The organism is Streptomyces sp. NPDC057302, from assembly GCF_042667685.1.
Taxonomy (GTDB): domain Bacteria; phylum Actinomycetota; class Actinomycetes; order Streptomycetales; family Streptomycetaceae; genus Streptomyces.
On sequence record NZ_JBHUZJ010000059.1, the window covers coordinates 20,541 to 44,987 of the forward strand.

General features: G+C 70.1%; 25 protein-coding genes. 13 read left to right on the forward strand and 12 right to left on the reverse strand.

The annotated features are described in order from the left end of the window. Window positions 1-14: 14 nt before the first annotated feature. Together ACFUPX_RS31305 and ACFUPX_RS31310 are read right to left on the reverse strand one after the other, a co-directional pair. The gene (locus tag ACFUPX_RS31305) at window positions 15-857 is read right to left on the reverse strand and encodes a DUF4328 domain-containing protein (protein WP_383330201.1); all 843 of its coding nucleotides are present in this window, start codon (window positions 855-857) and stop codon (window positions 15-17) included. An 82-nt stretch (window positions 858-939) separates the two neighbouring features. Continuing rightward, entirely contained in the window at window positions 940-2,547 is a 1,608-nt protein-coding gene (locus ACFUPX_RS31310) for a glycoside hydrolase family 20 protein (protein WP_383330302.1), read from the reverse strand. 269 nt (window positions 2,548-2,816) lie between these two features. Here ACFUPX_RS31310 and ACFUPX_RS31315 point away from each other — a divergent pair, with 269 nt between their 5' ends. The 7 genes from ACFUPX_RS31315 to ACFUPX_RS31345 all read left to right on the forward strand — a co-directional run bounded on the left by ACFUPX_RS31315 (window position 2,817) and on the right by ACFUPX_RS31345 (window position 8,251). After that, entirely contained in the window at window positions 2,817-3,380 is a 564-nt protein-coding gene (locus tag ACFUPX_RS31315; protein ID WP_383330204.1) for a 2-oxo-4-hydroxy-4-carboxy-5-ureidoimidazoline decarboxylase, read from the forward strand. 149 nt (window positions 3,381-3,529) lie between these two features. Next, the gene (gene sdhC, locus ACFUPX_RS31320) at window positions 3,530-3,910 is read left to right on the forward strand and encodes a succinate dehydrogenase, cytochrome b556 subunit (protein ID WP_283779093.1); all 381 of its coding nucleotides are present in this window, start codon (window positions 3,530-3,532) and stop codon (window positions 3,908-3,910) included. An 8-nt stretch (window positions 3,911-3,918) separates the two neighbouring features. Further along, entirely contained in the window at window positions 3,919-4,401 is a 483-nt protein-coding gene (locus tag ACFUPX_RS31325) for a succinate dehydrogenase hydrophobic membrane anchor subunit (protein WP_383330207.1), read from the forward strand. A gap of 16 nt (window positions 4,402-4,417) precedes the next feature. Beyond that, the gene (gene sdhA, locus ACFUPX_RS31330; RefSeq protein WP_383330210.1) at window positions 4,418-6,172 is read left to right on the forward strand and encodes a succinate dehydrogenase flavoprotein subunit; all 1,755 of its coding nucleotides are present in this window, start codon (window positions 4,418-4,420) and stop codon (window positions 6,170-6,172) included. Next, window positions 6,172-6,942 (forward strand): succinate dehydrogenase iron-sulfur subunit, encoded by a 771-nt coding sequence (locus tag ACFUPX_RS31335; RefSeq protein ID WP_383330213.1) that lies wholly within the window; start codon window positions 6,172-6,174, stop codon window positions 6,940-6,942. The genes sdhA and ACFUPX_RS31335 overlap by 1 nt, the downstream gene beginning before the upstream one ends. A 337-nt stretch (window positions 6,943-7,279) precedes the next feature. Further along, window positions 7,280-7,537: an SMI1/KNR4 family protein gene (locus tag ACFUPX_RS31340; RefSeq protein WP_383330216.1), complete on the forward strand. Its 258-nt coding sequence runs from the start codon at window positions 7,280-7,282 to the stop codon at window positions 7,535-7,537. 258 nt (window positions 7,538-7,795) lie between these two features. Next, complete coding sequence (locus tag ACFUPX_RS31345) at window positions 7,796-8,251, forward strand: VOC family protein (protein ID WP_383330219.1); 456 nt, start codon at window positions 7,796-7,798, stop codon at window positions 8,249-8,251. A 22-nt stretch (window positions 8,252-8,273) separates the two neighbouring features. On the opposite strand, the gene ACFUPX_RS31350 is transcribed toward ACFUPX_RS31345, so the two are convergent. Next, window positions 8,274-8,894 carry a MarR family winged helix-turn-helix transcriptional regulator gene (locus ACFUPX_RS31350; protein WP_383330221.1) on the reverse strand — a complete coding sequence of 207 codons (621 nt, stop codon included), beginning with the start codon at window positions 8,892-8,894 and terminating at the stop codon, window positions 8,274-8,276. Between the two features lie 80 nt (window positions 8,895-8,974). Between ACFUPX_RS31350 and ACFUPX_RS31355 the strand changes: the two genes are divergently transcribed. Beyond that, entirely contained in the window at window positions 8,975-10,270 is a 1,296-nt protein-coding gene (locus ACFUPX_RS31355; RefSeq protein WP_383330224.1) for an MFS transporter, read from the forward strand. On the opposite strand, the gene ACFUPX_RS31360 is transcribed toward ACFUPX_RS31355, so the two are convergent. Then, a complete protein-coding gene (locus ACFUPX_RS31360; RefSeq protein WP_383330227.1) occupies window positions 10,210-10,653 on the reverse strand; it encodes an Lrp/AsnC family transcriptional regulator in 444 nt (147 codons plus the stop codon). The two genes, ACFUPX_RS31355 and ACFUPX_RS31360, sit on opposite strands and share 61 nt — an antisense overlap. 111 nt (window positions 10,654-10,764) lie before the next feature. On the opposite strand from ACFUPX_RS31360, the gene ACFUPX_RS31365 reads away from it, so the two are divergent. Then, entirely contained in the window at window positions 10,765-11,694 is a 930-nt protein-coding gene (locus ACFUPX_RS31365) for an SMP-30/gluconolactonase/LRE family protein (protein ID WP_383330230.1), read from the forward strand. A gap of 46 nt (window positions 11,695-11,740) precedes the next feature. On the opposite strand, the gene ACFUPX_RS31370 is transcribed toward ACFUPX_RS31365, so the two are convergent. After that, complete coding sequence (locus ACFUPX_RS31370; protein WP_383330305.1) at window positions 11,741-14,218, reverse strand: MMPL family transporter; 2,478 nt, start codon at window positions 14,216-14,218, stop codon at window positions 11,741-11,743. Window positions 14,219-14,388: 170 nt separating this feature from the next. Between ACFUPX_RS31370 and ACFUPX_RS31375 the strand changes: the two genes are divergently transcribed. Next, the gene (locus tag ACFUPX_RS31375) at window positions 14,389-15,123 is read left to right on the forward strand and encodes a response regulator transcription factor (RefSeq protein WP_383330233.1); all 735 of its coding nucleotides are present in this window, start codon (window positions 14,389-14,391) and stop codon (window positions 15,121-15,123) included. A gap of 17 nt (window positions 15,124-15,140) precedes the next feature. Next, complete coding sequence (locus ACFUPX_RS31380; RefSeq protein WP_383330236.1) at window positions 15,141-16,565, forward strand: ATP-binding protein; 1,425 nt, start codon at window positions 15,141-15,143, stop codon at window positions 16,563-16,565. 48 nt (window positions 16,566-16,613) lie between these two features. Here ACFUPX_RS31380 and ACFUPX_RS31385 read toward each other — a convergent pair whose 3' ends face one another. The 3 genes from ACFUPX_RS31385 to ACFUPX_RS31395 form a co-directional block, all read right to left on the reverse strand. Beyond that, window positions 16,614-17,009 carry an ATP-binding protein gene (locus ACFUPX_RS31385; protein ID WP_383330239.1) on the reverse strand — a complete coding sequence of 132 codons (396 nt, stop codon included), beginning with the start codon at window positions 17,007-17,009 and terminating at the stop codon, window positions 16,614-16,616. A 147-nt stretch (window positions 17,010-17,156) separates the two neighbouring features. Then, on the reverse strand, window positions 17,157-18,416 hold the full coding sequence (locus ACFUPX_RS31390) for a metallophosphoesterase (RefSeq protein ID WP_383330242.1): 1,260 nt from the start codon (window positions 18,414-18,416) through the stop codon (window positions 17,157-17,159). 30 nt (window positions 18,417-18,446) lie between these two features. Then, complete coding sequence (locus ACFUPX_RS31395; protein WP_249588213.1) at window positions 18,447-18,689, reverse strand: SCO4848 family membrane protein; 243 nt, start codon at window positions 18,687-18,689, stop codon at window positions 18,447-18,449. A 118-nt stretch (window positions 18,690-18,807) separates the two neighbouring features. Between ACFUPX_RS31395 and ACFUPX_RS31400 the strand changes: the two genes are divergently transcribed. Continuing rightward, window positions 18,808-20,070 carry a D-alanyl-D-alanine carboxypeptidase family protein gene (locus ACFUPX_RS31400; protein ID WP_383330245.1) on the forward strand — a complete coding sequence of 421 codons (1,263 nt, stop codon included), beginning with the start codon at window positions 18,808-18,810 and terminating at the stop codon, window positions 20,068-20,070. Here ACFUPX_RS31400 and ACFUPX_RS31405 read toward each other — a convergent pair. The 4 genes from ACFUPX_RS31405 to ACFUPX_RS31420 are packed head-to-tail and all read right to left on the reverse strand — an operon-like array spanning window position 20,018 to window position 22,863. Next, a complete protein-coding gene (locus tag ACFUPX_RS31405) occupies window positions 20,018-20,968 on the reverse strand; it encodes a YihY/virulence factor BrkB family protein (RefSeq protein WP_383330248.1) in 951 nt (316 codons plus the stop codon). The two genes, ACFUPX_RS31400 and ACFUPX_RS31405, sit on opposite strands and share 53 nt — an antisense overlap. Beyond that, the gene (locus ACFUPX_RS31410) at window positions 20,956-21,381 is read right to left on the reverse strand and encodes a GtrA family protein (RefSeq protein ID WP_383330308.1); all 426 of its coding nucleotides are present in this window, start codon (window positions 21,379-21,381) and stop codon (window positions 20,956-20,958) included. The genes ACFUPX_RS31405 and ACFUPX_RS31410 overlap by 13 nt, the downstream gene beginning before the upstream one ends. Before the next feature lie 26 nt (window positions 21,382-21,407). Then, entirely contained in the window at window positions 21,408-22,349 is a 942-nt protein-coding gene (locus ACFUPX_RS31415; protein ID WP_383330251.1) for a decaprenyl-phosphate phosphoribosyltransferase, read from the reverse strand. Continuing rightward, window positions 22,342-22,863 carry a phosphatase PAP2 family protein gene (locus ACFUPX_RS31420; protein ID WP_383330254.1) on the reverse strand — a complete coding sequence of 174 codons (522 nt, stop codon included), beginning with the start codon at window positions 22,861-22,863 and terminating at the stop codon, window positions 22,342-22,344. The genes ACFUPX_RS31415 and ACFUPX_RS31420 overlap by 8 nt, the downstream gene beginning before the upstream one ends. Before the next feature lie 166 nt (window positions 22,864-23,029). On the opposite strand from ACFUPX_RS31420, the gene ACFUPX_RS31425 reads away from it, so the two are divergent. Beyond that, the gene (locus tag ACFUPX_RS31425) at window positions 23,030-24,445 is read left to right on the forward strand and encodes an FAD-binding protein (RefSeq protein WP_383330257.1); all 1,416 of its coding nucleotides are present in this window, start codon (window positions 23,030-23,032) and stop codon (window positions 24,443-24,445) included. Window positions 24,446-24,447: the final 2 nt, after the last annotated feature.

Below are 24,447 nucleotides of genomic sequence, written 5' to 3' on the forward strand. Positions count from 1 at the left end.
CCGCAGTGCGCCGATCAGGCCGAAACGTGCCCGCCCGGCAGCGGACCCGCCTTCGCCTTCGCCTCCTGCATCCGCGTCAGACGGCGTACGAAGAGGATCGCCATCACGGCCGCCGCGATGTGCAGGACGTCCGCGAACATCATCCGGGAGATCGCCGCGTCGATCTCGTCGGCCTCCTCCGCGGCCCAGTACCCCGAAGCCGCCCACCGCCCCACGAGCAGACTCGCCACCCACAGCGTCCACCAGCCGTTGATCAGCGGGTGCGTGGCGCGGGTCGTGGGGTCGCCGAGGGTCATCGTGCGGTCGAGGGCCACCGAGCGGTCGCCGCTCGCGTCCCAGATGTCCAGCGCGATCCGCCGCGGGAACCACAGGTTCACCACCGGCACGAACCAGCCACCCACCGTCCAGCCCCGCGTCTTGCTGTGGATGTGCGGTTCGAACACCTCTGCGTTCACGCGGACCCGGTGGAACCAGCAGAGGAAGACGACACAGGTGGCGACGAGCGCGGCCGTCTGGAGCCAGCCGGAGACGGCGTACATCGTGTCGGCCCGTTCGGCGTCCCGCACCAGCTCCGTCGCCCCGTAACCCGCCGTGAAACGCGATTCGATCAGGTCGTCCATCACGTCCTGGACGACCGTGCCCGCCCACAGCGAGTACAGGTCGGCGGCGATGACGACGCCGAGGAGCGCGATGCTCGCCCGTGCCAGTCCGACCGGTGAGCGGAGCCAGGCGGGGCGGGCGACGGACGCGTACCCGGGGCGCGGGGCCGGCTGCGCGTGCGCGGCCGCCCCGACGCAGATGCCGCAGAGGCCGTCCGACGTCGTCGCCGCATTGAACTGACATTCCGTGCACAGCATGACTGAGCGGCCCCCCGCGGGTTGATCCAGATCGACAGAGGCCGCCCGCGTCCCTCCCCAGGGCGCCGACGGCCTGGGGAACCTATCCCACTTGGTCGGCCAGCTTCACGAATTCCGCCCAGGACAGGCCTGGTTTGCGCGCGTCCCACAGTTTCTGGACGGTCGCCTGCAGCGGCAGCCGGATCCCCCGCGCCACCTGCTCCTGCGTCTGCGAGCCCGCCAGGTCGCACCAGACCGCGAAGGAGCCGCCGAGGACCTGGTCGTCGTACTTCGCGTCCACCGGCTTCGTCCCGCGGATCACCAGCGGGGTCCACTGCTCGTAGATCCGCTGCCCGGTCGGATAGCGGAAGGTGTTGGGCTGGCCGAGGACGTAGTAGAGGTACTCGTCGTTGTAATTGATGACCTTGCGGCCCGCCTTCAGGTACTCGGCCGGCTCCCTCGCCCCGATCTCCTTGCCCGTCCAGTAGGCGACATCGAGATCGTCGTCGGCCTTCTCGACCCCGCCACCGAAGAACCCGTCGTTCCAGGCCCTGAGCCCGCGCTCGTAGGGGCGCATGGTCTCGGCCCTGTCGTTGAGCCAGCCGGTCGCGAGGTCCTTGACCCGGGCGCCCGACCCGTACCTCTCGCGGGCGGCGGCGGCCAGCTGCGGATAGCTGGCCTCCGGATTCGCGACCGTGAGGGCGCGGTACTCGTCGGCGCCCAGATGCCAGTAGCGCCCCGGGAAGAGGTCCGCGTACTCCTCCAGGAGGTCGTCGACGATCTCCGCGGCCAGCGGCTTGGAGATGTCGACCGCGCCGCGCGCGGCCACTCCACGGGTGTCGCGGAGCTGGAGCGAGGGGTGCGCGGCGATGACCGTGCCGAGGTGGCCCGGTGAGTCGATCTCGGGCACGACCGTGATGTGGCGGCTCGCCGCGAGCTTGAGGATGCCGCGGACCTGGGCCTTGCTGAGGTGGTCGCGCGAGACGATCTCGGGGTGCGACTTCGACTCGATGCGGAAGGCCTGGTCGTCGGAGAAGTGCAGGCCGAGCTCGTTGTACTTGAGGTCGCCGAGCTCCCGGATCCGGTCCTCGATCCACTTCGCGTCGAAGTGCTTTCGCGCGATGTCGATCATGAAGCCGCGACGCGGTTTGGCGGGGCGGTCGCGTACGACGCCTTCGGGCGCGGTCCTGCCGCCGCGCACCTCCTGCTTCAGGGTGCGCGTCCCGTAGAAGACGCCCGCCTCCTCGGGAGCGCTGATCTTCACGCGCTGCCCCTTCACGGAGAGGGTGTACGACTCGTCCCTGCCGCCCGACGCGTCGGCCTTCTCCGGGGTGAGCGTGAGCTCCACGTCACCCTTGCGGGGGTCTGCGTCACCGGCGTACTTCAGCTTCAGTTCGCCGGCGAGCAGCTTCCCCTCGTCCGCGAGGTCGCCGTCGCCGCCACCGATGACCACGCGGCCACCGTCCTTCGGCTTCCAGCCCGGCCCGCGCGCCGCCTTGTGCTCGTTGACGGCGGGGATCGTGGAGGGGGCCTTGGAGAGGGGGTACGACTTCGTGGGCGAGGGCGTCGGGGAGACGGCGGACTTGCTGTCGGAAGGGGGCGACGCGCTGGACGCGGGCGCCCCGTCCCCGCCGTCGGGCCAGACGGCCACCGTCAGGACCACGGCTCCGGCGGCCACGCCTGCGGCGGCGATGGCGAGGGGGCGGGAGATCACGGGTTACCGCCCTGCGTCGGGTGATGCGCTGCGGGGCGGAAGGACGGGTGGGCGGGAGAAATCCGCCGCGCAGCGGCGGCACGGAGAACCCCCCACCGGGCGGCACAGGCGGCAGTCATCCGCCCACGGTAGAGCGGGGCCCGCGGCCACCTCGTCCACCACGCGAAGCCAAACTCTCCCATCCGGGTGAAATTCACGCATCCGTCAGACAGTCCCCACCAAGCCTCGCTAGCGTTACGACAAATCCCCCCACTCGTCCCTCATCGATGCCCCCTGCCCTGGAGCTCCCGCTGCCCCCGCACCGTTCACCGAGACCCCCGGCGGAGCCGAACCGCGCCCCGGAGCAACTGAACACCGCAGAGCCCGGCGCAGCCGAAGCCGCCTTCCTCACCTGCTGCGGCAGCCACCTCTGGGCCCGCCGCCTGGTCGACCACCGGCCCTATCCCGACCTGGACGCCCTGCTCGCCGCGTCCGACGAAGCGGCGTACGACCTCCCGCCCGGAGACCTCGCCGAGGCTCTGGCCTGCGAACCTCTGCGTCCCGTCATCCCCGGGCAGCGCCCCGGGCAGGGGACGTACACCGCCGCCGACACCGCCCTGCGGGCCGCGCACGCCGCGTACGAGAGCCGCTTCGGTCATGTCTTCGTGATCTGCCTGGACGACGTACCGCCGAGCCAGGCGCTGAACCATCTGCTCGCCGGAATCCGGGCCCGCCTGGCCAACGACCCGGAGGAAGAGCGGGTCCTGGCGGCCGAGGAACTGAGGAAGCTCGCCCGCGGGCGACTCACCCGACTCGTGCACGAACCGAATAGCCCGTACGTGCCTGTTTGATTGCCTGTTTGATCACACCTGGCTACCCCGCGCGAACGAACCGACAACTCGTCGATACGATGACGAGCGGCCGGTGGACCGTACCCGGCCGGGCCCGTCCGACCACCCAAGCCGGCTGGCCCCAATCCCCGCTCCCGGAGGGTTCTGCCGTGCCGGCTGGAACGCTGTACCGCGGCCGGGAAGGAATGTGGTCCTGGGTGGCTCATCGAGTCACCGGCGTCCTCATCTTCTTCTTCCTGTTCGTGCATGTGCTGGACACCGCTCTCGTCCGCGTCTCCCCGGAGGCGTACGACGATGTCGTCAGCACCTACAAGACGCCCCTTGTCGCACTCCTTGAGTACGGCCTGGTCGCCGCCATCCTCTTCCATGCCCTGAACGGCCTGCGTGTCATCGCCGTCGACTTCTGGTCCAAGGGCCCGCGTTTCCAGAAGCAGATGCTCTGGACCGTCGTGGGCATCTGGGTCGTCCTGATGGTGGGGGCGCTCTACCCGGTCCTCGGCCACGCCGTCCGCGAAGTCTTCGGGAGCTGACGCCAGACATGTCCGACACCACGCTCGAGAAGTCCGGAGTGGGTCCCGTCGAAGGCGCATCCCGCTACGACGCCGACAACCCGGCTCCCCTCATCGAGGCACCGCGCAAGCGCACCTCCAAGACCCCGCGCTCGACCCGCGGCAACTTCGAGATGGCCGCATGGCTCTTCATGCGCCTGTCCGGCGTCGTCCTGGTCGTCCTGGTCCTCGGCCACCTGCTGATCCAGCTGGTGCTCGACGGCGGTGTGAGCAAGATCGGCTTCGCGTTCGTCGCGGGCCGCTGGGCCTCGCCGTTCTGGCAGGTCTGGGACCTGCTGATGCTGTGGCTCGCGATGCTGCACGGGGCCAACGGCCTGCGCACGGTCATCAACGACTACGCGGAGCGCGCCAACACGCGCCTGTGGCTCAAGGGCCTGCTGTACACCGCCACGGTGTTCACCATCCTTCTGGGCACGCTGGTGATCTTCACCTTCGACCCGAACATCCGCTAAAGCCGAGGCGAACCCAGTGAAGATTCACAAGTACGACACTGTCATCGTCGGCGCCGGCGGTGCGGGCATGCGCGCGGCCATCGAGTCGACGAAGCGCAGCCGGACCGCGGTCCTGACGAAGCTCTACCCGACCCGCTCCCACACCGGTGCGGCGCAGGGCGGCATGGCCGCCGCGCTCGCCAACGTGGAAGAGGACAACTGGGAGTGGCACACCTTCGACACGATCAAGGGCGGCGACTACCTGGTCGACCAGGACGCCGCCGAGATCCTGGCGAAGGAGGCCATCGACGCGGTCCTCGACCTGGAGAAGATGGGCCTGCCGTTCGGCCGTACGCCCGCCGGTGAGATCGACCAGCGCCGTTTCGGCGGTCACTCCCGCAACCACGGCGAGGCTCCTGTCCGCCGTGCCTGCTACTCGGGCGACCGCACCGGTCACATGATCCTCCAGACGCTCTACCAGAACTGCATCAAGGAGGGCGTGGAGTTCTTCAACGAGTTCTACGTCCTGGACCAGCTCCTCGTAGAGGTCGACGGCGTCAAGAAGAGCGCGGGCGTGGTCGCCTACGAGCTGGCCACCGGCGAGATCCACCTCTTCCAGGCGAAGTCCGTGGTCTACGCGTCGGGCGGCACCGGCAAGTTCTTCAAGGTGACGTCGAACGCTCACACGCTCACGGGTGACGGCCAGGCGGCGTGCTACCGCCGCGGTCTGCCGCTGGAGGACATGGAGTTCTTCCAGTTCCACCCGACCGGCATCTGGCGCATGGGCATCCTTCTTACGGAAGGCGCCCGTGGTGAGGGCGGCATCCTCCGTAACAAGGACGGCGAGCGCTTCATGGAGAAGTACGCGCCGGTCATGAAGGACCTCGCGTCCCGTGACGTCGTGTCCCGCTCCATCTACACGGAGATCCGTGAAGGCCGCGGCTGCGGCCCCGAGGGCGACCACGTCTACCTCGACCTCACGCACCTCCCGCCGGAGCAGCTGGACGCGAAGCTTCCCGACATCACGGAGTTCGCGCGTACGTACCTCGGCATCGAGCCCTACACGGACCCGATCCCGATCCAGCCGACCGCGCACTACGCCATGGGCGGCATCCCGACGAACGTCCAAGGTGAGGTCCTCGCGGACAACACCACGGTCGTCCCGGGTCTGTACGCGGCGGGCGAGGTGGCCTGCGTGTCGGTCCACGGCGCCAACCGCCTGGGCACGAACTCGCTCCTGGACATCAACGTCTTCGGCCGTCGTGCGGGCATCGCGGCTGCGGAGTACTCGGCGAAGAGCGACTTCATCGAGCTCCCCGAGAACGCCGAGGAGCTCGTCGTCGCCCAGGTGGAGCGCCTGCGCGACGCCTCGGGCAACGAGCGGGTCGCCGAACTCCGCAAGGAGCTCCAGGAGACCATGGACGCCAACGTCATGGTGTTCCGCACGGAGCAGACGATCAAGACGGCGGTGGAGAAGGTCGCGGAGCTCCGCGAGCGCTACCTCAACGTCTCGATCCAGGACAAGGGCCGTCGCTTCAACACCGACCTCCTGGAGGCCATCGAGCTGGGCAACCTGCTCGACCTGGCCGAGGTCATGGCGCAGTCGGCCCTGGCCCGCAAGGAGTCGCGCGGCGGTCACTACCGTGAGGACTTCCCGAACCGCGACGACGTCAACTTCATGCGCCACACCATGGCGTACCGCGAGGTAGGCGACGACGGCACCGAGTCGATCCGACTCGACTACAAGCCGGTCGTGCAGACCCGCTACCAGCCGATGGAGCGTAAGTACTGATGGCAACCCCGACCCTCGACAAGGAAGACGCCAAGCCCGAGGCCGGCTTCGCCGACTCCCCGTACATCACGGCCACGTTCCGCATCCGCCGCTTCAACCCCGAGGTCTCGGCGGACGCGACCTGGGAAGACTTCCAGGTGGAGATCGACCCCAAGGAGCGTGTCCTCGACGCCCTCCACAAGATCAAGTGGGAGCTGGACGGGTCGCTGACCTTCCGCCGCTCCTGCGCCCACGGCATCTGCGGCTCGGATGCCATGCGCATCAACGGCCGCAACCGCCTGGCCTGCAAGACCCTGATCAAGGACTTGAACCCCTCCAAGCCGATCACGGTCGAGCCGATCAAGGGTCTGACGGTCCTGAAGGACATGGTCGTCGACATGGACCCGTTCTTCCAGGCGTACCGCGACGTGATGCCGTTCCTGGTCACGTCCGGCAACGAGCCGACGCGCGAGCGCCTCCAGTCCCCGGAGGACCGCGAGCGCTTCGACGACACCACGAAGTGCATCCTGTGCGCGGCGTGCACGTCCTCGTGCCCGGTCTTCTGGAACGACGGCCAGTACTTCGGCCCGGCGGCGATCGTCAACGCGCACCGCTTCATCTTCGACTCGCGCGACGAGGCGGGCGAGCAGCGCCTGGAGATCCTGAACGACAAGGACGGCGTGTGGCGCTGCCGCACGACGTTCAACTGCACGGACGCGTGCCCGCGTGGCATCGAGGTCACGAAGGCGATCCAGGAAGTAAAGCGCGCGCTGATCACGCGCCGCTTCTGATTTCTTCTTCGTCCGTACGCTGACGTGGGCCCCGCTTCTTGAGGAGCGGGGCCCATGTGCGTCGGGGCTGTGTGTACGGGGCCCGGCGGCTGCTGCGGACTGCTGTCCCGCACCCGGGCCGGCGAAGCCCGCGACGGCAAATGCCGCCGGGCTCCGAGGCCTCACGGGCGGCGCCCTCCTGAACGGAACCTTCGACGGGACGCAGGACGTCACTGTCCAGGAGATCCAGTCCATCAACCGATAGACAACGGCACAGCAGAACCGGGGGAGACGGCATGGCGGGGAATCGTCGCAAACCCCAACCCAACCCGCCAAGAGGTCCTCGATCACGTGACCGGTGGCGAGTGAGCTGGGTCAACCCATCCCTTCATCTCTCGCTTCGCTCCTCGCGGAAACCGACGGCATCGATTTCGATGCATTGCTCTTCTTTGGAGACAACGGCGGGGGTGACCAGTTCGCTTTTGTGCGTACCCCGGAGCGGGACGACATTTTCGCGTGGGACCACGGGACAGACTCCCGTAAGTGGATCGCGCCCCATCTGGAAAGCTTCCTGCGGGACGCTCTGGGCAGCGCGGGCGAAGATTGGTACCGATGACGATCCGCTGGACCACACCACCGGCTGGCCCGTAGCCGTGACGCAGGCTGGCGGTCATGTCCGGCACATGGAGTACGGCGCGTGCGGCGAGCCGACCGCCGAAACGGAACGAACCCCGAGAACGTGGCACGTCCGGGGGTTCGGCACGACCCGGCCCGGACGGATCCGCCTCCGCCGTTTGGGCGGCGATTGGTCCGAGCGCCCCGCCGACCATCCACGATGCGGCCGAATCGGCACCTTCCGACCTACTCTGACGAAATGTCAGACAACCAGTCGGTCGGCCTGTCCGTTGACCAGTCCGTTCGTCAATCCGGTGAGCAGTCGACCGAACTGCTCGGCTTCGACAACGTCCTCTTCCCTGTCGGCGACCTCGCCGAGGCCGTCAGCTTCTACGAGCGTGCCGGGTTCCCCGTGGCGCACCGGATCGACGAGATCGGGCTCGCGATCCTGAAGGTGGGCAAGGAGACGCCGGGGATCCTGCTGCGGGTGGAGGACGGGGTCGAGCACCGGCCGTCCGCGTGGTCCACGCCCCGGGTGTGGATCGAGGTGGCGGACGCGCGGGCCGCCGGGCGGGCGCTGGAGGCCGCCGGGGTCAAGGCGCTCGCGCCGCCCTTCTCCGTGGCCACCGGGTGGACGGTCGAGGTCTCCGACCCGTGGGGGAACGTCGTGGGGTTCACCGACTATCGCAAGCGGCCCGAGCTGGCCCGGAGTTAGCCAGAGGGCGCAGGGGCGCGCGTCACTTCCACTGCGCCCCGCCGCCCTCCTCCGCCACCACCATGATGCGGCGCAGCATGTCCGAAAGCTGCGCCCGCTCCTCCTTGGGGAGGACCCCGAGGAGGCGGTACTCCTCGTGGCCCAGTACGTCCATCGCGCCCAGCCAGATCGAACGGCCGGACTCCGTCAGCTCCACGTCCACCCGGCGGCGGTCCGCCTTCGACGGCGTGCGGCGGAGGAGGCCGCGCCTCTCCAAGCCGTCCAGGCGGCCGGTCACCGACGCGGGGGCCAGGTCCAGGTCGGCGGCCAGTTCGGAGGGGGTCGCACGGCCGCCGCGGCCCGCCAGTTTGTGGAGGGTGTCGAACTCGGGGCGCTCCAGGTCGAAGTCGACCAGGGACTGTTCCCGTACCCGGCGCAGATGGACGGTGAGCTTCTTTATGCGGGTGACCGCGCCCTCGATGTCCGGGTCGAGAGTGGGGAGCACCGGCAGCCAGCGCTCCACATGAACGTCGGTCCAGTCGCGTGACGGCCCGTTCACCCGCGCCACCTCGACCTCGGCCTCGGACTCCACCTCGGACTCGACCTCGGACTCAGCCGCGGCCTCGACGCCGCCCGCGTTCTTGCTCCCGTGCTTCCTCGCCATGGACAGCAGCCTACTTCGGCATGCTTCGGTCTCTGATATTTCGTTGACGAATAATTCGGTTCCGAAATACAGTCCTCTCCATGCTGTCGCACCTCCTCCTGCGCAACCGCTCCTTCCGGCTGTTCTTCATCGGCCGCTCCCTGTCCCTCATCGGCGACGCCGTCATTCCCACCGCCCTCGCCCTCGCCGTGCTCCGCGCCACCGGCTCCGCCTCCGCGCTGGCGCTCGTACTCGGCTGCGCGATGGGGACGAGGCTGCTGTTGCTGCCGCTCGGCGGTGTCGTGGGCGACCGGTTCAACGCCCGTACCGTGGCCCTCACCGCCGACGTGGTGCGGTGCGTGACCCAGCTGTTCGTGGGCGTACAACTGCTCGGCGGCGATCCCCACTTGTGGCACATCGCCCTCGCGGAAGCAGTCGGCGGCGCCGCGTCCGCCTTCGCCATGCCGACCCTTTCGCCGCTCGTCACGGGAACGGTCGGCGCGAAGGACCGGCACGCGGCCAACGCCCTCCTCGGCGTGGTCCGCAGCGGATCCCGCGTCGGCGGCCCCGCGCTCGCGGGGCTGCTCGTCTTGGCCGCGGGACCCGGCTGGGCCTTCGTCCTCGACGGCGTCTCCTTCGCCGTCAGCGCGTGCCTCCTCGCGGCCGTCCGTATCCACCGCCCCGCCGAAGAGCCCTCCGACGAACCCGCCGCGCGCCGATCGCTGCGCAAGGACCTCGTCGAAGGCTGGCACGAGGTACGCAGCCGCGACTGGTACTGGACCAGCCTCGTCGCACACTCCGCGTGGAACGGCGCCGCCGCCGTCCTCACCACCCTCGGGCCCGTCATCGCCGTCGAGGAGCTGGGCGGCGAAGGGACCTGGATCGCGATCGTCCAGGCGGGCGCCTTCGGCCTGCTCGGCGGCTCCCTGCTCGCCGGGCGCGCGAGACCCAAGCGCCCGATCCTGGCGGCCAACCTCGGCCTCGCGACGTACGCCCTGCCCCTGGCCCTGCTCGCGGCCGAGGCACCGACGCCGGCCGTGATCGCCGCGTACGCCCTCGCGCAGGCGGGGCTCGGCTTCCTCAGCCCCATCTGGGAGACGTCGGTCCAGGCCGCGATACCGTCCGGCTCACTGGCCCGCGTCACCTCGTACGACTGGCTGCTCTCGCTGGCCGCGATGCCCCTCGCGTACGTCCTGGGGCCGCTCGCCGCGGACGCGTGGGGCACGGCGACCCCGCTGTGGATCGCGGCGGCCGTGGTGGGGGTCGTGTGCGCGGGGACGGCGGCTGTGCCCGGAGTGCGCCGGTTCGGGGTGAGCGACAGCGGGGGTCGGGCGGCTCAGGCCGCCCCCGGGGACACCGGCCTCTCGAAGAAGGTCTCCAGCGACACCGTCGCCTGAGTGCCGCTCACCCCGTCGATCGCGTACAGCCGCCGCAGCACGTCCTGCAGTTGCTCCGTGGTCCCCGTGCGCACCTTGACCAGGACGCTCGCCGCGCCCGCGATGACGTGCGCCTCCTGGAGCTCGGGGATCGCGGCGAAGTCCGCGGCCCTATCCCCCATCCAGGCCGTCGAGTCGACCATGACGAAGGCCAGCACACCCTGGCCCACGGCCGCCGGGTCCACGTCCACCGTCGTGCGGCGGATCACCCCGCGCTCGCGCAGCTTGCGCACCCGCTCATGGGCCGCGCCCGCCGAAAGCCCCACCGCCTTGCCCAGGTTCGCGTACGACTGGCCGGCGTCCTGTTGCAGCAGGGCCAGCAGTTCTCGGTCGGTGTCGTCCATCGGCTGCTCTCCCGCTCCACGTTCGCCCATCCTTGACGTACACCATATCTCGTACTGCAATATCACTAATAAGCCGAACATCATTCACTCATGCATCAGACAGGGGCCGTCATGCCTTCCCAGAAGTTCCCGACGTCGTACGAGGTTCTGGACGAGCGCTTCCGCACAGGACGGTGCGCCAACGGGGACGCCAAGCTGGAAGTCCTGTACGACGACTGCCGGTGGGCCGAAGGGCCGCTCTATCTGCCCGCCTGGCGGCAGCTCGTCTGGAGCGACATCCCCAACGACCGGCTGCTGCGCTGGGACGAGGCGACCGGCACCGTCGGCGTCTTCCGCACGCCCGCCGGGTTCGTGAACGGCAACACCCTCGACAGGGAAGGCCGGTTGATCTGCTCCGAGCAGGGCAACCGGCGCGTCACCCGCACCGAGCACGACGGCCGCGTCACCGTCCTCGCCGACCGCTTCGAGGGCAAGCGGTTCAACAGCCCGAACGACTCCGTGGTCCGCTCCGACGGGTCGATCTGGTTCTCCGACCCCGACTTCGGCATCACCAGCGACTACGAAGGGCATCGCGCGGACGCCGAGATCGGTGGCTGCCACGTCTACCGGATCGATCCCGTGACCGGCGACGTGCGGATCGCCGCCGACGGCTTCGACGGTCCGAACGGACTCGTCTTCTCGCCCGACGAGCGCCAGTTGTACGTCTCCGACTCCCGGGCCGCCCAGATCCGCGCCTTCGACGTGCGTGACGACGGGACGCTCTCGGAGGGGGTCGTCTTCGCCGAGTCGAAGGAGTCGGGCTTCGACAACATCCGCTTCGACGACGGAGGCCGGCTGTGGGCCGCCGCTCTCGGCGACGGGGTGCACTGCTACGACCCCGACGGCACCCTCATCGGGCGGATCACGGTCCCCGAGGCCGTCTCCAACATCGCCTTCGGAGGGCCCAGGAACAACCGGCTCTTCATCACGGCGACGACCTCGCTCTATTCGCTGGTGATGTCCGTGACGGGGCTGCCCCGGGTCAGGACGACGGCCTCCTGACCCAGGACCCGGGGGACCCGCGCCCGCTCCCGCGCTCGCGCCCGCCTCAGTTCACCGCGTCCATCTCGCCCATCGCCAGCTCCACGTCGTACACCAGCGGTTCGTCCGCGACCACGACGTGCCGCGCGCGTGCCGCGTAATGGGGCGCCGTGACAGCCAGCAGATAGGCGCCGGCCGACGGGGCCGCGACGATGTACGAGCCGTCGGCCAGGGAGGTGACGCGGTCCAGCTGGCGGCCCGCCTTGGAGAGGAGGGTCAGGATCGCGCCCTCCACCGGCTCGCCCTCCGCGGTGCGGATGAAACCGTGCACTACGGAGGCGCCGTGTTCGCCGCCGGGCTCCCCCACGCGCGCGTGCGGCACGGGCGCCTTCTTCTCCGCCCCCTCCGTCTCCTCCGTCTCCTGCGGTGCCTCCTGCGGCTCCCGCGGCTCCACCGCCAGGTGCGGCAGGTGCTTCTCCAGGCCCGCGGGGAGCCACCAGTTGGAGCGGCCCAGCAGGTGCATGGCGGCCGGGACCAGCGCCGTGCGCAGGATGAACGCGTCCAGGGCGACCGCCGCCGCCAGGCCGATGCCCGCCATCGCGCCCTCCATGTCGCCGCTCAGGACGAACGCGGAGAAGACGCAGATCATGATCAGGGCCGCGCAGTTGATGACCCTGCTCGTCTCGGCGAGGCCCACCCGCACCGCGCGGGCGTTGTCCTTCGTGTGCACCCATTCCTCGTGCATGCGGCTCACCAGGAACACCTGGTAGTCCATCGAGAGCCCGAAGAGCAGCGACAGCATGATGACGGGCAGGAAGGCCGTGATGGGGCCCTCCTTGCCGATGCCGAGGAGCTCGGTGCCCCAGCCCCACTGGAAGACGGCCACCAGGACACCGAAGGACGCCGCCGCCGCGATGAGGTTCATCAGGGCGGCCGTCAGCGGCACCACCAGCGAGCGGAACGCGATCAGCAGCAGGAGGAAGCCCAGCGCGATGATCACGCCTACGAAGTAGGGCAGCCGGTCGCCCGTCACCGCGGCGAAGTCCTTGAAGACGGCGGTGACGCCGCCTACGTGGGCCTCGACCCCGGCCTCCGGGATCACGTCTCCCCGTAGCCGGTCGATGAGTTGGTCCGTCTCCACCGACTGGGGGGACGTGGTCGGGACGACGTTGATGACCGAGATGCCGTCCGCGGGGGGAGCCGCCGCCACCCTCGCGACGCCCTCCGTCCCACGGATGGCCGTCACCAGGGCTCCGGTGTCGGTCTCTTCGGCCACTACTTGGAGTGGGCCGTTGAATCCCGGACCGAATCCCTCGGCCAGCATGTCGTACGCCTGCCGGGTCGTCGTCGACTCCTGGTGGTTGCCCTGGTCGGTCGCGCCGAGCCGCAAGGAGAGCAGCGGCAGGGCAAGGAAGGCCATCACCACGAAGGCGAGCGCCGCGATCGAGCGCGGGCGCTTTTGGACGTACGAGGACCAGCGCGCCGCCAGGCCGCTCGGTTCGGCGGACTCCGGTCCCGTCGCCGCGAGATGGCGCCGCTGCCTGCGGCTGAGCACCCGGGGGCCGAGCATGCCCAGGAGCGAGGGCAGCAGGGTGATGGCCGCGAGGACGCTCAGGATCACCGTCAGGGATGCGGCGACGACCACGCCGTCCAGGAAGCGCATGTTCATCACCAGCATCCCGGCGAGCGCGATGCACACCGTGCCGCCCGCGAACAGCACCGCGCGGCCCGAGGTGTTCAGGGCCTGCACCGCGGATTCCTCGGGCTCCATGCCGCGCAGGATGCCGCGCCGGTGCCGGGTGACGATGAAGAGCGCGTAGTCGATGCCGACGCCGAGGCCGATCAGCGAGCCGAGCAGCGGGGCCACTTCGGGGATGTCCGTCACATGGCTGAGCAGCATCGTCGAGAGCATGCCGAGGCCCACTCCGAAGACGGCGATGACGATCGGCAGGGCCATCGCGAAGAGCGAACCGAAGGCCAGGAAGAGGACGACGGCCGCCGCCGCGATGCCCACAAGCTCGGAGGTGCCCGTGGGCGGCTCCTGGATGCGGGTGATGGCCTGGCCGCCGAGTTCGACCTGCAGACCGGCCTTCTCGGCCTTCTGAGCGGTGTCCACGGCGTCCTGGACCAGCTCCTTGGGGACCGAGTTCGCCTCCTCCGCGAACGTCACCTGGGCGTAGGCGATGCGCCCGTCCCCGCTGATCTGGGCCGCGCCCGCCTCCTTGGACGCGTACGGGCTCCGGACCTCGCCGACGCCCTTCATGCCGGCGATCTCCTTGAGCGCGGGCTCGATCCGGGAACGTACGTCCGCGTCGCGGGCCGAAGCTCCCTCGTCGACGCGCCAGACGACCGTGTCGGTGTCTCCCGAGCTCTCCGGGAAGGCCTTCGTCATCAGGTCGTACGCACGTTTGGAGTCCGTGTCCGGCAGCGAGAACACATTCGAGTAGTCGGTGCCCGCCGAGGTCCCGGCGGCCCCCAGTCCGAACAGGGCCCCCACCCACAGCACAAGGACCACCAGACGGTGCCGATAGCACCACCGCGCCAATGCCGTCACGATCCGCTCCTCCTTCGCGTCGTCAGGTCCCCCGGGTCCGTGCTTCAGGAGCCTCAGCATCGGCGGCACGGCGCCCGTACGGCGTCGCGCGGCCATGATTCTCAAGTAACTCCAAGGCACGGACCGGGTCTTCGTACAACGCGCGTGCCGATACTGGAGGCATGAGCCACGCCGAAGGCCAGCAGGGAACAGATGTCGGAGTGCCGCGGGGACCGGGCGCCGCGGCCACCGTCCTGGTCGTCGAGGACGAGCCGAGCATCGCCGACGTGCTCGCCATAGCCCTGCGCTACCACCGCTTCGACGTGATGGTGGCGGGCACCGTGCGCGAGGCCCTCGCGCTCGCCGGCCGCACCCGGCCCGACGCGGCGCTCCTCGACGTGATGCTCCCGGACGGCGACGGCCGCGCCCTCGCCAGGGAACTGCGCGCCCGGCGCCCTGACATGGCCCTGCTCTTCCTGACCGCGCGGGACGCGCCCGCGGAGGTCGTGGGCGGGCTCGGCTTCGGCGACGACTACATCACCAAGCCGTTCAACATCGACGAGGTGGTCGCCCGCATCGGCGCGGTCCTGCGCCGCACCGGAGCGCAGGACGTGCTCCCCCAGCGCCCGCCGCTGCGCTACGGAGACCTGGAACTCGACGAGACGACGTACGTGGTGCGCCGCGCGGGCCGCACGGCGCAGCTCACGCCCACCGAGTACGCCCTGCTGCGCTTCCTGGTGCGCAACGGCGGCCGTGTGGTGCCCAAGGAGCAACTCCTGCGCCATGTCTGGCAGTACGAACACCCGGCCGAGTCGACCGTCGTGGAGACCTACATCAGCTATCTGCGGCGCAAGCTGGCCGCCCTCGGTCCGCCGGTGATCACGACCCGGCGGGGTGTCGGATACGGCCTCGCATGAGGCGTGCGCGCCGCGGCATGAGCTCACTGCGCGCCAAGCTCACGTGGGTGAACGTGGCCCTCCTTGCGCTCGGTGTCGTCGTGGCGACCGGGGTGAGCGTCATGGGCATGCGCCACTACCTGCTCGACAGCGTGGACGCCGAGCTGACGCAGTCGCGCACCTCGCTGCTCAGCACCGGGCTCACCATGAAGGACGTCGAGAGACTCAGTGAGCTGGGCATCGCGCTCGACAAGCTCTCACCCGGCGGCAAGGAGCGCGCGAGTGCCCTGCCGCGCGGGGACAGTGTGTTCGTGGCGGTGGACGAGCGCGGCGAGCCCGTCGCCATCGGCACGCTCGCGCCGACCCCGCGCCAGCGCGCCCTGGCCGCCGCCGTCGACGACCCCGATGCGGTCGCGGGCGAGTCCGAGCCGCAGGACGTCACCCTGGACGGCGACGCCCACCGCATGGTGGGCGCGCAGCTCGCCGACGGCACGACGGTTCTGATGGCGGCGGCCACCCAGAACGTGGAATCGGGCATCAAGAAGGCGCTCAAACTCGACGCCGCCTTCGGAGTGGCCTTGTTGGGGCTCCTCGCCGTCCTGACGATGATCTCCGCGCACCACCGCCTTCGCCCCCTGGAGGACATGGTCGAGACCGCGTCCGCCATCGCCGAGGGCGATCTGACCCGGCGCGTGCCCTCCAGCCGCGCCCCGGCGACGGAGACGGAGCAGCTGCGCCTCGCCCTCAACTCCATGCTCCACCAGGTGGAGTCCGCCTTCGAGACCCGGGAGCGCAGCTCGGCCCAGCTGCGCCGCTTCGTCGCCGATGCCTCGCACGAGTTGCGTACGCCCTTGTCGGCGATCCGCGGCTATCTCCAGCTGTACGACAAGGGGATGCTCCGCGACCCGGCGGAACGCACGCGCGCGTGGAGCCGCGTCATCGCCGAGACCGACCGGATGGGACACCTCGTCGACGAGCTGCTCACCCTGGCCCGCCTGGACCAGCAGCCGGAACTGCGCTTCAGGAACGTCGACTTGAGCCGTCTCGTCCGGGACGCCGCCGACGACCTGCGGATACAGCAGCCGCAGCGTCCGCTGACCGTCCGCGCCGACGGGGCGGTGCTGATCCGCGCGGACGAGTCGGGGCTGCGCCAGGTGCTCGGCAACCTGCTGGGCAACGTCCAGGTCCACACGCCTTCCGACGCGCCGGTCACGCTGGGCGTGGAGCGGCGTGACGGGGTGGTGCGGCTCCGCGTGGCCGATCAGGGGCCCGGCCTCGCGGCGCAGGACGCGGCGCGCGTGTTCGACCGGTTCTTCCGCGCGGGCGGCGGCGCGGGCAGCGGCCTCGGCATGGCGATCGTGCAGGGGGTCGTGGCGGCACACGGCGGCGAGGTGGGGGTGGAGACGGCACCGGGGGCGGGGCTGACGGTCGTGGTCACGTTGCCTGCGCGCACCGGGGGTTGACCTGCGCGCACCGGGGGTTGAGGGGCCGCCGCGGGGCCGATGGTCGCGTCAGCCCCGCACCAGCGCCCACACGGTCTTGCCGTGCCGCCCCCGCTGCCACACTCCCCACGCCTCGGAAACGGCGTCGAGCAGCCGCAGTCCCCGGCCGCTCTCCTCCCAGGGCCCCAGCTCCCGCAGCTCGGGGTTTCCCGAACTCTCGTCGGACACCTCTATGAAGCAGTCGCCGTCGGCGAGCACCGTGATCGCGACCTCGAACTCCCGCTCCAGGACGTCCCCGTGGCAGACCGCGTTCGTCGCAAGCTCCGACACGACGAGTACGGCGTCCTCCAGCGCTCCGCTCTCCTCCTTGTGCCCCCAGGCCGCCAGATGATCGTGCACTCTGAGCCGCGCGAGCGAGACGGATGCCGGGTGCGGTGGCAGCCGGAAAGCATGACGTCGCAACAACGTTCCCCCTATGGCACACCAAAGCATCAAGAACAGCACACACTTCCGACACTTAATGCTGCGCAGAGGTAGTGCTCGGTGTCACACCGTCACCTTATGGCCCGACATTATCCAGCCAGGTTCGTATCGCATCGAACCAACTAGCGATTACGCCTGGCGGGAGGCCAGTTCGACGACCGTGATGTCGGACGGCGCCCCGACCCGCACCGGCGGCCCCCACGCACCCGCACCACGCGTCACATACAGCTGGGTGTCGCCGTACCGCTCCAGTCCCGCGAGGGTCGGATTGGCCAGATCGGCGATGAAATTGCCTGGCCACAGCTGTCCGCCGTGGGTGTGACCGGAGAGCTGCAGATCGACGCCGTGCTTGACGGCGTCATGGATGACGACCGGCTGGTGGGCCAGGAGCACGGACGCCCGCGAGCGGTCCCGGTCCCCCAGCGCCTTGGCGAAGTCGGGCCCATGCCCCTCGCTCTCACCGGCCACGTCGTCCACGCCCGCGAGGTCGAAGCCGGGCAGTTCGGTGCGGGCGTTCTCCAGGGGGCGCAGGCCGAGTTCGCGTACGTGTTCGACCCACTGCTCGGCTCCCGAGAAGTACTCGTGGTTGCCGGTCACGAAGTACGTGCCGTGCCGCGCGCGCAGCTGGGCGAGCGGGGCGGCGGCAGGACCGAGGTCCTCGACACTGCCGTCGACCAGATCGCCGACGACCGCGATGAGGTCGGGCTGCGTGCCGTTGATCGTGTCGACCACGCGCTGGGTGAAGCCGCGGCCGAGGACCGGCCCCAGGTGGATGTCGCTGACCACGGCGATCCGGAACCCGTGCGCCCCGCGCGGCAGCTTGGCCAGCGGCACGGTGACGCGCTTCACCCGGGGCCCGCGCAGGACTCCGTACGTTCCGTGGCCGACCGTTCCGACGGCGACGGCGGCGGCCGTCCCGCCGACGATCCGGGAGACGAAGAGGCGACGCGAAGGGGTGGGTCGCTTCGGGGCGGGGTCCTCCGTAGGGGCGGGGTCCTCCGGGGCGGGGTCTTCTGAACCGGGGTCCTCCGGGGCGAGGCCTTCCGAACCGGGGTCCTCCGTAGGGGTGGGTTTCGCGCGACGACTCAGGAAGAAGGGCCGTACGAGCTCACCCACCAGGAGCGCGAGCACGAGATAGATCGACAGCGCCATCCACATGAAGCCCGGCCAGGCCAGCGCCTTCTGCAGCCAGAACGGCGCCCCGGCCCGCTCGCCGGCGACCGCCGCGAACATCAGCAGGGGCCCCGCCACGAAGACCACGGCGCCCGCACGCCGGGCGAACCCGGGCCCGGCCGTGGTGTCGCGCACCAGGCGCCGCCACGCGTACCACTGCATTCCGGCGAGGGCCGCGAGCGCGGCGATACCGGCCAGCACGAACAGGATGACCACGGAGCGAGCCCCTCGACAGTGACCGACCAGCTATGACGTACGGCGCAGAGCACGCACTCCGCGCAACCCGATGGTCCCTACCACCGTCCCCAAGACAAAGGAGGCGACGGCGAGCGTCAGGTGGACCCAGAAGTACGCGGTCGGGTCGCCTGCGTCATCGAAGGCGAGCCCACTGCCGTCCTTCCACAGGTTCTTGACGAAAGTGATCCAGATGAACCAGCTCCACACACCGAAGGCGAGCAGGAACCAGGAGACCGGGCGGCTGAGCTTCATACGTTCAGTATCGCGAGCCTCCCTTCCGGGCCGCCGCCGGGGTGGGGAGTCCGGGCCGCCCACAACACAGCCCACCTCGGCGGCGACTTCCACAGCGGCGCCCTGTACGTTCTCGTCCGTGCCTGCCGTAAAAAAGACCGCCTTGTTGGTCGCTTCCGCCGCATTGCTGACCATGTCGACCACGGCCCCCGCGTGGGCGGACGGCAAGCCGGGGGGCGAGAACAAACCCAAGCCCCCCGCCAAGATGTCGACCGTCGGCGGTGCCAAGCTCGGCGAGCCGGGCACCCAGGTGAGCCTGAAGGCGGGCGCGCCCGTCCTCCCCAAGAAGCTGTCGGCGCGCTCATGGATGGTCTCCGACGCCGAGACGGGCGAGGTGCTCGCCTCGCACAACTCGCACTGGCGGCTGCCCCCGGCGAGCACCCTGAAGATGCTCTTCGCGGACACGGTCCTGCCGAAGTTCCCCAAGACGCAGGAGCACAAGGTCGAGCTCTCCGACCTGGCGGGCATCGGCGCGGGCAGCAGCATGGTCGGCGTCAAGGAGAACGAGACGTACTCGGTCCACGACCTGTGGCTCGGCGTCTTCCTGCGGTCGGGCAACGACGCCGTGCACGTCCTTTCGGCGATGAACGGCGGCGTCCCGCAGACCGTCAAGGACATGCAGTCGCACGCCGATGAGCTCCAGGCCCTGGACACGCACGTGGTCAGCCCGGACGGCTACGACGAGAAGGGGCAGGTCTCCTCCGCGTACGACCTGACGCTGTTCGCCCGCTCCGGGCTGCAGAAGAAGGACTTCCGCGAGTACTGCTCGACGGCCACCGCCAAGTTCCCCGGCGAGACCAAGAAGGTCACGAAGGGCAAGGACAAGGGCAAGAAGAAGCGCGGGTCCTTCGCGATCCAGAACACCAACCGACTTCTTACGGGTGACATCGGTCTGGACGCCTACAAGGGCATCGCGGGCGTCAAGAACGGCAGCACCACAAACGCGGGCAACACCTTCACCGGTGTCGCCGAGCGCGACGGCAAGGTGCTGCTCGTCACCGTCATGAACCCCGACTCCGGGGAGCAGCACGCGGTCTACAAGGAGACCGAGCGCCTCCTCGACTGGGGCTTCAAGGCCTCCGGCAAGGTCGACCCCGTGGGTGAACTGGTCGCCCCGAAGGGTGCCGGTACGGGCAGCGGCAAGGGTGCTCCCGGCGCGGGCAAGGGCGGTTCGGACTCGTCCGAGAACGTGGCGCACGCCTCCGACAAGGAGTCGGGCGGCGGGGTCGGCGTCGCACTCGGCGTCACGGGCGGCGTTCTCGCGCTCATCGCCGCCGGGTGGTTCGTGATCAGCCGCCGGATGCCGCTGCCGGACCTGGTGCGGCGGAAGAGCCGCCGCTGACCTCGCCGGTCTCCTGCCGCTCTTCTTGTGCCTCTTCCGTTTCCGTACGCCGCTGCTTCCGCGTCGCCGTCCAGGCGGCGCAGAACAGCAGCAGTTTCGCGGTGAAGTTGATCCACAGGAGGAGCGCGACGGGCACTCCGAAGGCGCCGTACATGCTCTTCGACGCGACGCCCTTCATGTAGCCGCCGAGCAGCAGCTTGAGGAGTTCGAACCCGGCCGCGCCGATCAGGCCCGCGGTGATCAGGTGGCGGCGCGGCGGCTGGACGTCCGGCAGCAGCGTCAGGACGTAGAGCAGCAGCAAGAAGTCGGCGAAAACAGCGATGGCGAACGCGAACGCCTGGAGCAGCACCCCGCCCCAGCCGCCCTCGGAGACCCCCAGGAGGTCGGCGCTCCGGCCGACCGCGGTCGAGGCGAGGGTCGACGCGGCGACGGACGCGAGGCCGGCGCCACCGAGCCCGACGAGCACCCCGGCGTCCTTGATCTTGCGCATGACGGGGTTCTCGTCGCTGTCCTCAAGCTCCCAGACGGCCCGCAGGCACTCCCGCATCGAGCCGACCCACCCGATGCCGGTGAAGAGCAGCAGGGCGCCCGCGATGAGGCCCACGGTGCCCGCGTTGGCGACCAGGGCGTCCAGGTTCAGCTGGTCGGAGATGCCGGGGACCTGCTTCGAGATGGTGTCCTCGAGCTTGTTCTGCTGGCTCTTGGAGAGCGTCGCCGCCGCGACCGCCGCCGCGACGGTGATCAGTGGGAAGAGCGCCAGGAAGCTGATGAAGGTCATCGCCGCCGCGAGGCGGGTCCAGTGCACGCCGTCGAGTCGCTCGTACGCGCTCCACGCGTGCGTGCGCATCAGACGCTCCACCTGGGGTCCGATGCCGGGGAGCTTTTTCAGCCAGTCCATGATGCCTCCCTGCCCGCTGTACGGAAGACCAAGGTCCGAGTACCCCAGAAACGCAGAACGGTGGCGAGTGCCATACCGACTCCCGCACCGGAGACGGTGTCCGCGCGCTGTGAGGTGAGACCGAGGCCGTAGTGGGACACCGCGATGCAGAGCAACTGCACCAGGGCGCCCGCGATGTTGACGGCGAAGAAGATCCCGTACTGACGCAGGCGCGAGACCTCGGCCGCCGTGCGTCGCCGGTAGGTGCCGAGCGCGTTGCCCGCATAGGCGACCGTGCAACCGGCCACGAAGGACAGCGCCTTGGCGGTCAGCGGGTCGAGGCCGACGGGTCCGCGCAGCCAGATGAAGAGGCCGAGGTCGACGGCGTACGCGCAGATCCCGGCGGTGGCGAAGCCGATCAGTTCGGGGCCCATGGCCCGCAGCCGCTCCCTGAAGGGGCTCACAAGTCGGCCACCGCGAGGGCGTACATCGCGATCCACACCAGACCGATGACGGCGAGCGCCCGGTCGCGCAGGACGACGTCCTCGGGCTCGCCCGCTGAGCCGCGGTCGGCGAAGACGGCGTACCGCAGGACCGCGAGGACGAAGGCGGCCATGGACAGCTGCCGCCAGGGCAGCAGGCCGTTGCCCGTGCCGCCGCTCTCCATGGCCCACAGGCAGTACGCGAGGACGGCGACCCCGGCGGCGAGCTGCCAGACGAAGCGGAGGTAGCCGGTGGTGTATTCGGTGAGCAACGCACGCGTGGCGCCCGCTTTCCCGGACATCTGGACGGCTTCGGAGTAGCGCTTGGCGGCGACCATGAAGAGCGCGCCGAAGCCCGTGGTGATCAGGAACCAGCGCGAGAGGGGGATGCCGAGGGCCACTCCCCCGATCATCGCCCGCATCAGGAAACCCGTGGTGACGACGGCGAGATCGACGACCAGGACGTGCTTGAGGCTCACGCAGTAGGCCAGTTGCATCACTACGTAGGCGGCGAGCAGTCCCGCCGTCAGGGGCGTGCAGAGCGCGGCGGCGGCCACGGGCGCGAGCACGGCGAGCACGCCGCCGACCCCGTACGCGACCGCGACGGGCACCTGCCCGGCGGCGACCGGTCTGCGGCACTTGGTGGGGTGGGCGCGGTCGGCGTCGGCGTCGCGCGCGTCGTTGATGAGGTAGACGGCGGAGGCGGCGGCCGTGAACAGCGCGAACACCAGGAGGAGTTGGATCAGCGAGTGGCGCGAGAAGAGCTCGCCCGCGGCGGCCGGGGCGGCGACGACCAGGACGTTCTTCACCCACTGGCGGGGGCGCGCCGTCTTCAGGAGGCCCAGCGGCAGCGCGAGGGCGCTGGTGCCGGACGGCCGGGGCGGCTGGGGGCGTTCGAGCAGGGCGGTGTCGTCAGCCATGTGTGCGGCCCCCGTTCATCCAGGCGGAGCCCACGCGCGCGGTGAGGGCGCCGAGGGCCGCGCCGGCCGCCACGTCACTCGGGTAGTGGACGCCCACGACCATCCGCGAGACGCACATCGCGGCGGCGAGCGGCGGGACGATGCGGGCCCCTACGGGGCTCAGCGCGCCGTACGCGACGGTGGCCGCTGCGGCCGAAGTGGCGTGCGAACTGGGGAAGGAGTGCCGTCCCGCGGTCCTGACGAGGGGCTCCACGCCCGTGTCGCCGCCGGGGCGCGGGCGGCGTACGACCCGTTTGACGCCCATGCTGGCCAGGTGGGCCGCGGCGGTCAGCGCCGTGCCGCGCAGCCACGCGCCGCGCCGTTCGCGGTCGATCGCGGCCCCCGCGAGCCCCGCGACGATCCAGAGGGCGCCGTGCTCGCCGGCCCAGGACAGGGTCCGTGCGGCGGCGGCCACGCGCGCGTCGGAGCCGCAGTCGCGCAGGGCCGACAGCAGCCGGTGGTCCATGTCGTGCATATCGCCTCCTTCTCCGGGGACTTCAAGGACCTGACCACTCGACTCTTCTAGGCGACCTCTCAATATTTACGCCAATATAGGACGACACTCCATCAATCACCCATTTCGGTGAGAGCTCTGATGAATTAGGGCAAACTACCCTTGCCCGGACGATACGGTCACGCCTATGCCTGCCGACTCCGCTCCGCCCGCCGACCCCGCAACCGCGACGACGCCCGAGGCCGCGGCCATGGCGACGTCCGAGGCCGTGTCCATGGCGGGCTGGGGGCGCACCGCGCCGTCCACCGCCCGTCTGATCCGCCCCCGTTCGCCCGAGGAGGCCGTGGCCGCCCTCCAGGCCTGCGGGGAGCGTGGCGGCATCGCCAGGGGCCTGGGAAGGGCATACGGGGACGCCGCCCAGAACGCGGGCGGCGCGGTTCTCGACATGACCGGCATGGACCGTGTGCACGCCATCGACGCGGACGCGGGCACCGTCCTGTGCGACGCCGGGGTCTCCCTGCACCGCCTGATGGAAGTCCTGCTCCCGCTCGGCTGGTTCGTGCCGGTCACGCCCGGGACCCGCTATGTGACCGTCGGCGGCGCGATCGGCGCGGACATCCACGGCAAGAACCACCACGGATCCGGATCGTTCTCGCGCCATGTGATGGCGGTGGAACTGCTCACCGCCGACGGCGAGGTGCAGGCGGTCGAACGCGGCACTCCCCTGTTCGACGCGACGGCCGGCGGCATGGGCCTGACCGGCGTGATCCTCGCCGCGACACTGCAACTCCAGCCGGTCGAGACGTCGTTGATGACGGTGGACACGGAGCGCGCCACCGACCTGGACGACCTGATGGCCCGCCTCACCGCCACGGACCACCGCTACCGCTACTCGGTGGCCTGGATCGACCTCCTGGCGCGCGGCGCGTCGATGGGGCGCGCGGTGCTCACGCGCGGCGACCACGCTCCCCTGGACGCCCTTTCGCCACGCGCGCGTAGAGCCCCGTTGACGTTCCGCCCCGGCCAGCTGCCGCCGGCCCCGCGCTTCCTGCCCGAAGGGCTGCTCGGCCGGAAGTCGGTGGGCCTCTTCAATGAGCTCTGGTACCGCAAGGCACCGCGCCTGCGGGTGGGCGAACTCCAGAAGATGTCGACGTTCTTCCACCCCTTGGACGGCGTCCCGCACTGGAACCGCGTGTACGGGCGCGGCGGTTTCGTGCAGTACCAATTCGTCGTCGGGTACGGCAAGGAGGAGTCCCTGCGGCGCATCGTGCGGCGCATCTCGGAGCGCGGCTGCCCGTCCTTCCTCGCCGTACTGAAGCGCTTCGGAGAGGGCGATCCGGGCTGGCTCTCCTTCCCGATGCCCGGCTGGACCCTCGCCCTGGACATCCCGGCGAACATGCCGGGCCTCGGCGCCTTCCTCGACGGTCTCGACGAGGAGGTCGCCGCGTCCGAGGGCCGCGTCTACCTGGCCAAGGACTCCCGTCTGCGGCCCGAGACGCTCGCCGCGATGTATCCGCGGCTCGACGATTTCCGCGCGCTGCGGGCGGAGATCGATCCGCGCGGCGTGTTCCGCTCGGACCTCTCGCGCCGCCTCGCCCTCTAGCC

What these genes read in the sequence shown, in the direction of transcription:
- ACFUPX_RS31305 (WP_383330201.1), bottom strand. Translation starts at nt 857, where the DNA reads ATGCTGTGCACGGAATGTCAGTTCAATGCGGCGACGACGTCGGACGGC.
- ACFUPX_RS31315 (WP_383330204.1), top strand. Translation starts at nt 2,817, where the DNA reads ATGCCCCCTGCCCTGGAGCTCCCGCTGCCCCCGCACCGTTCACCGAGA.
- ACFUPX_RS31325 (WP_383330207.1), top strand. Translation starts at nt 3,919, where the DNA reads ATGTCCGACACCACGCTCGAGAAGTCCGGAGTGGGTCCCGTCGAAGGC.
- ACFUPX_RS31335 (WP_383330213.1), top strand. Translation starts at nt 6,172, where the DNA reads ATGGCAACCCCGACCCTCGACAAGGAAGACGCCAAGCCCGAGGCCGGC.
- ACFUPX_RS31345 (WP_383330219.1), top strand. Translation starts at nt 7,796, where the DNA reads ATGTCAGACAACCAGTCGGTCGGCCTGTCCGTTGACCAGTCCGTTCGT.
- ACFUPX_RS31350 (WP_383330221.1), bottom strand. Translation starts at nt 8,894, where the DNA reads ATGGCGAGGAAGCACGGGAGCAAGAACGCGGGCGGCGTCGAGGCCGCG.
- ACFUPX_RS31355 (WP_383330224.1), top strand. Translation starts at nt 8,975, where the DNA reads ATGCTGTCGCACCTCCTCCTGCGCAACCGCTCCTTCCGGCTGTTCTTC.
- ACFUPX_RS31360 (WP_383330227.1), bottom strand. Translation starts at nt 10,653, where the DNA reads ATGGACGACACCGACCGAGAACTGCTGGCCCTGCTGCAACAGGACGCC.
- ACFUPX_RS31365 (WP_383330230.1), top strand. Translation starts at nt 10,765, where the DNA reads ATGCCTTCCCAGAAGTTCCCGACGTCGTACGAGGTTCTGGACGAGCGC.
- ACFUPX_RS31375 (WP_383330233.1), top strand. Translation starts at nt 14,389, where the DNA reads ATGAGCCACGCCGAAGGCCAGCAGGGAACAGATGTCGGAGTGCCGCGG.
- ACFUPX_RS31380 (WP_383330236.1), top strand. Translation starts at nt 15,141, where the DNA reads ATGAGCTCACTGCGCGCCAAGCTCACGTGGGTGAACGTGGCCCTCCTT.
- ACFUPX_RS31395 (WP_249588213.1), bottom strand. Translation starts at nt 18,689, where the DNA reads ATGAAGCTCAGCCGCCCGGTCTCCTGGTTCCTGCTCGCCTTCGGTGTG.
- ACFUPX_RS31405 (WP_383330248.1), bottom strand. Translation starts at nt 20,968, where the DNA reads ATGGACTGGCTGAAAAAGCTCCCCGGCATCGGACCCCAGGTGGAGCGT.
- ACFUPX_RS31410 (WP_383330308.1), bottom strand. Translation starts at nt 21,381, where the DNA reads ATGGGCCCCGAACTGATCGGCTTCGCCACCGCCGGGATCTGCGCGTAC.
- ACFUPX_RS31415 (WP_383330251.1), bottom strand. Translation starts at nt 22,349, where the DNA reads ATGGCTGACGACACCGCCCTGCTCGAACGCCCCCAGCCGCCCCGGCCG.
- ACFUPX_RS31420 (WP_383330254.1), bottom strand. Translation starts at nt 22,863, where the DNA reads ATGCACGACATGGACCACCGGCTGCTGTCGGCCCTGCGCGACTGCGGC.
- ACFUPX_RS31425 (WP_383330257.1), top strand. Translation starts at nt 23,030, where the DNA reads ATGCCTGCCGACTCCGCTCCGCCCGCCGACCCCGCAACCGCGACGACG.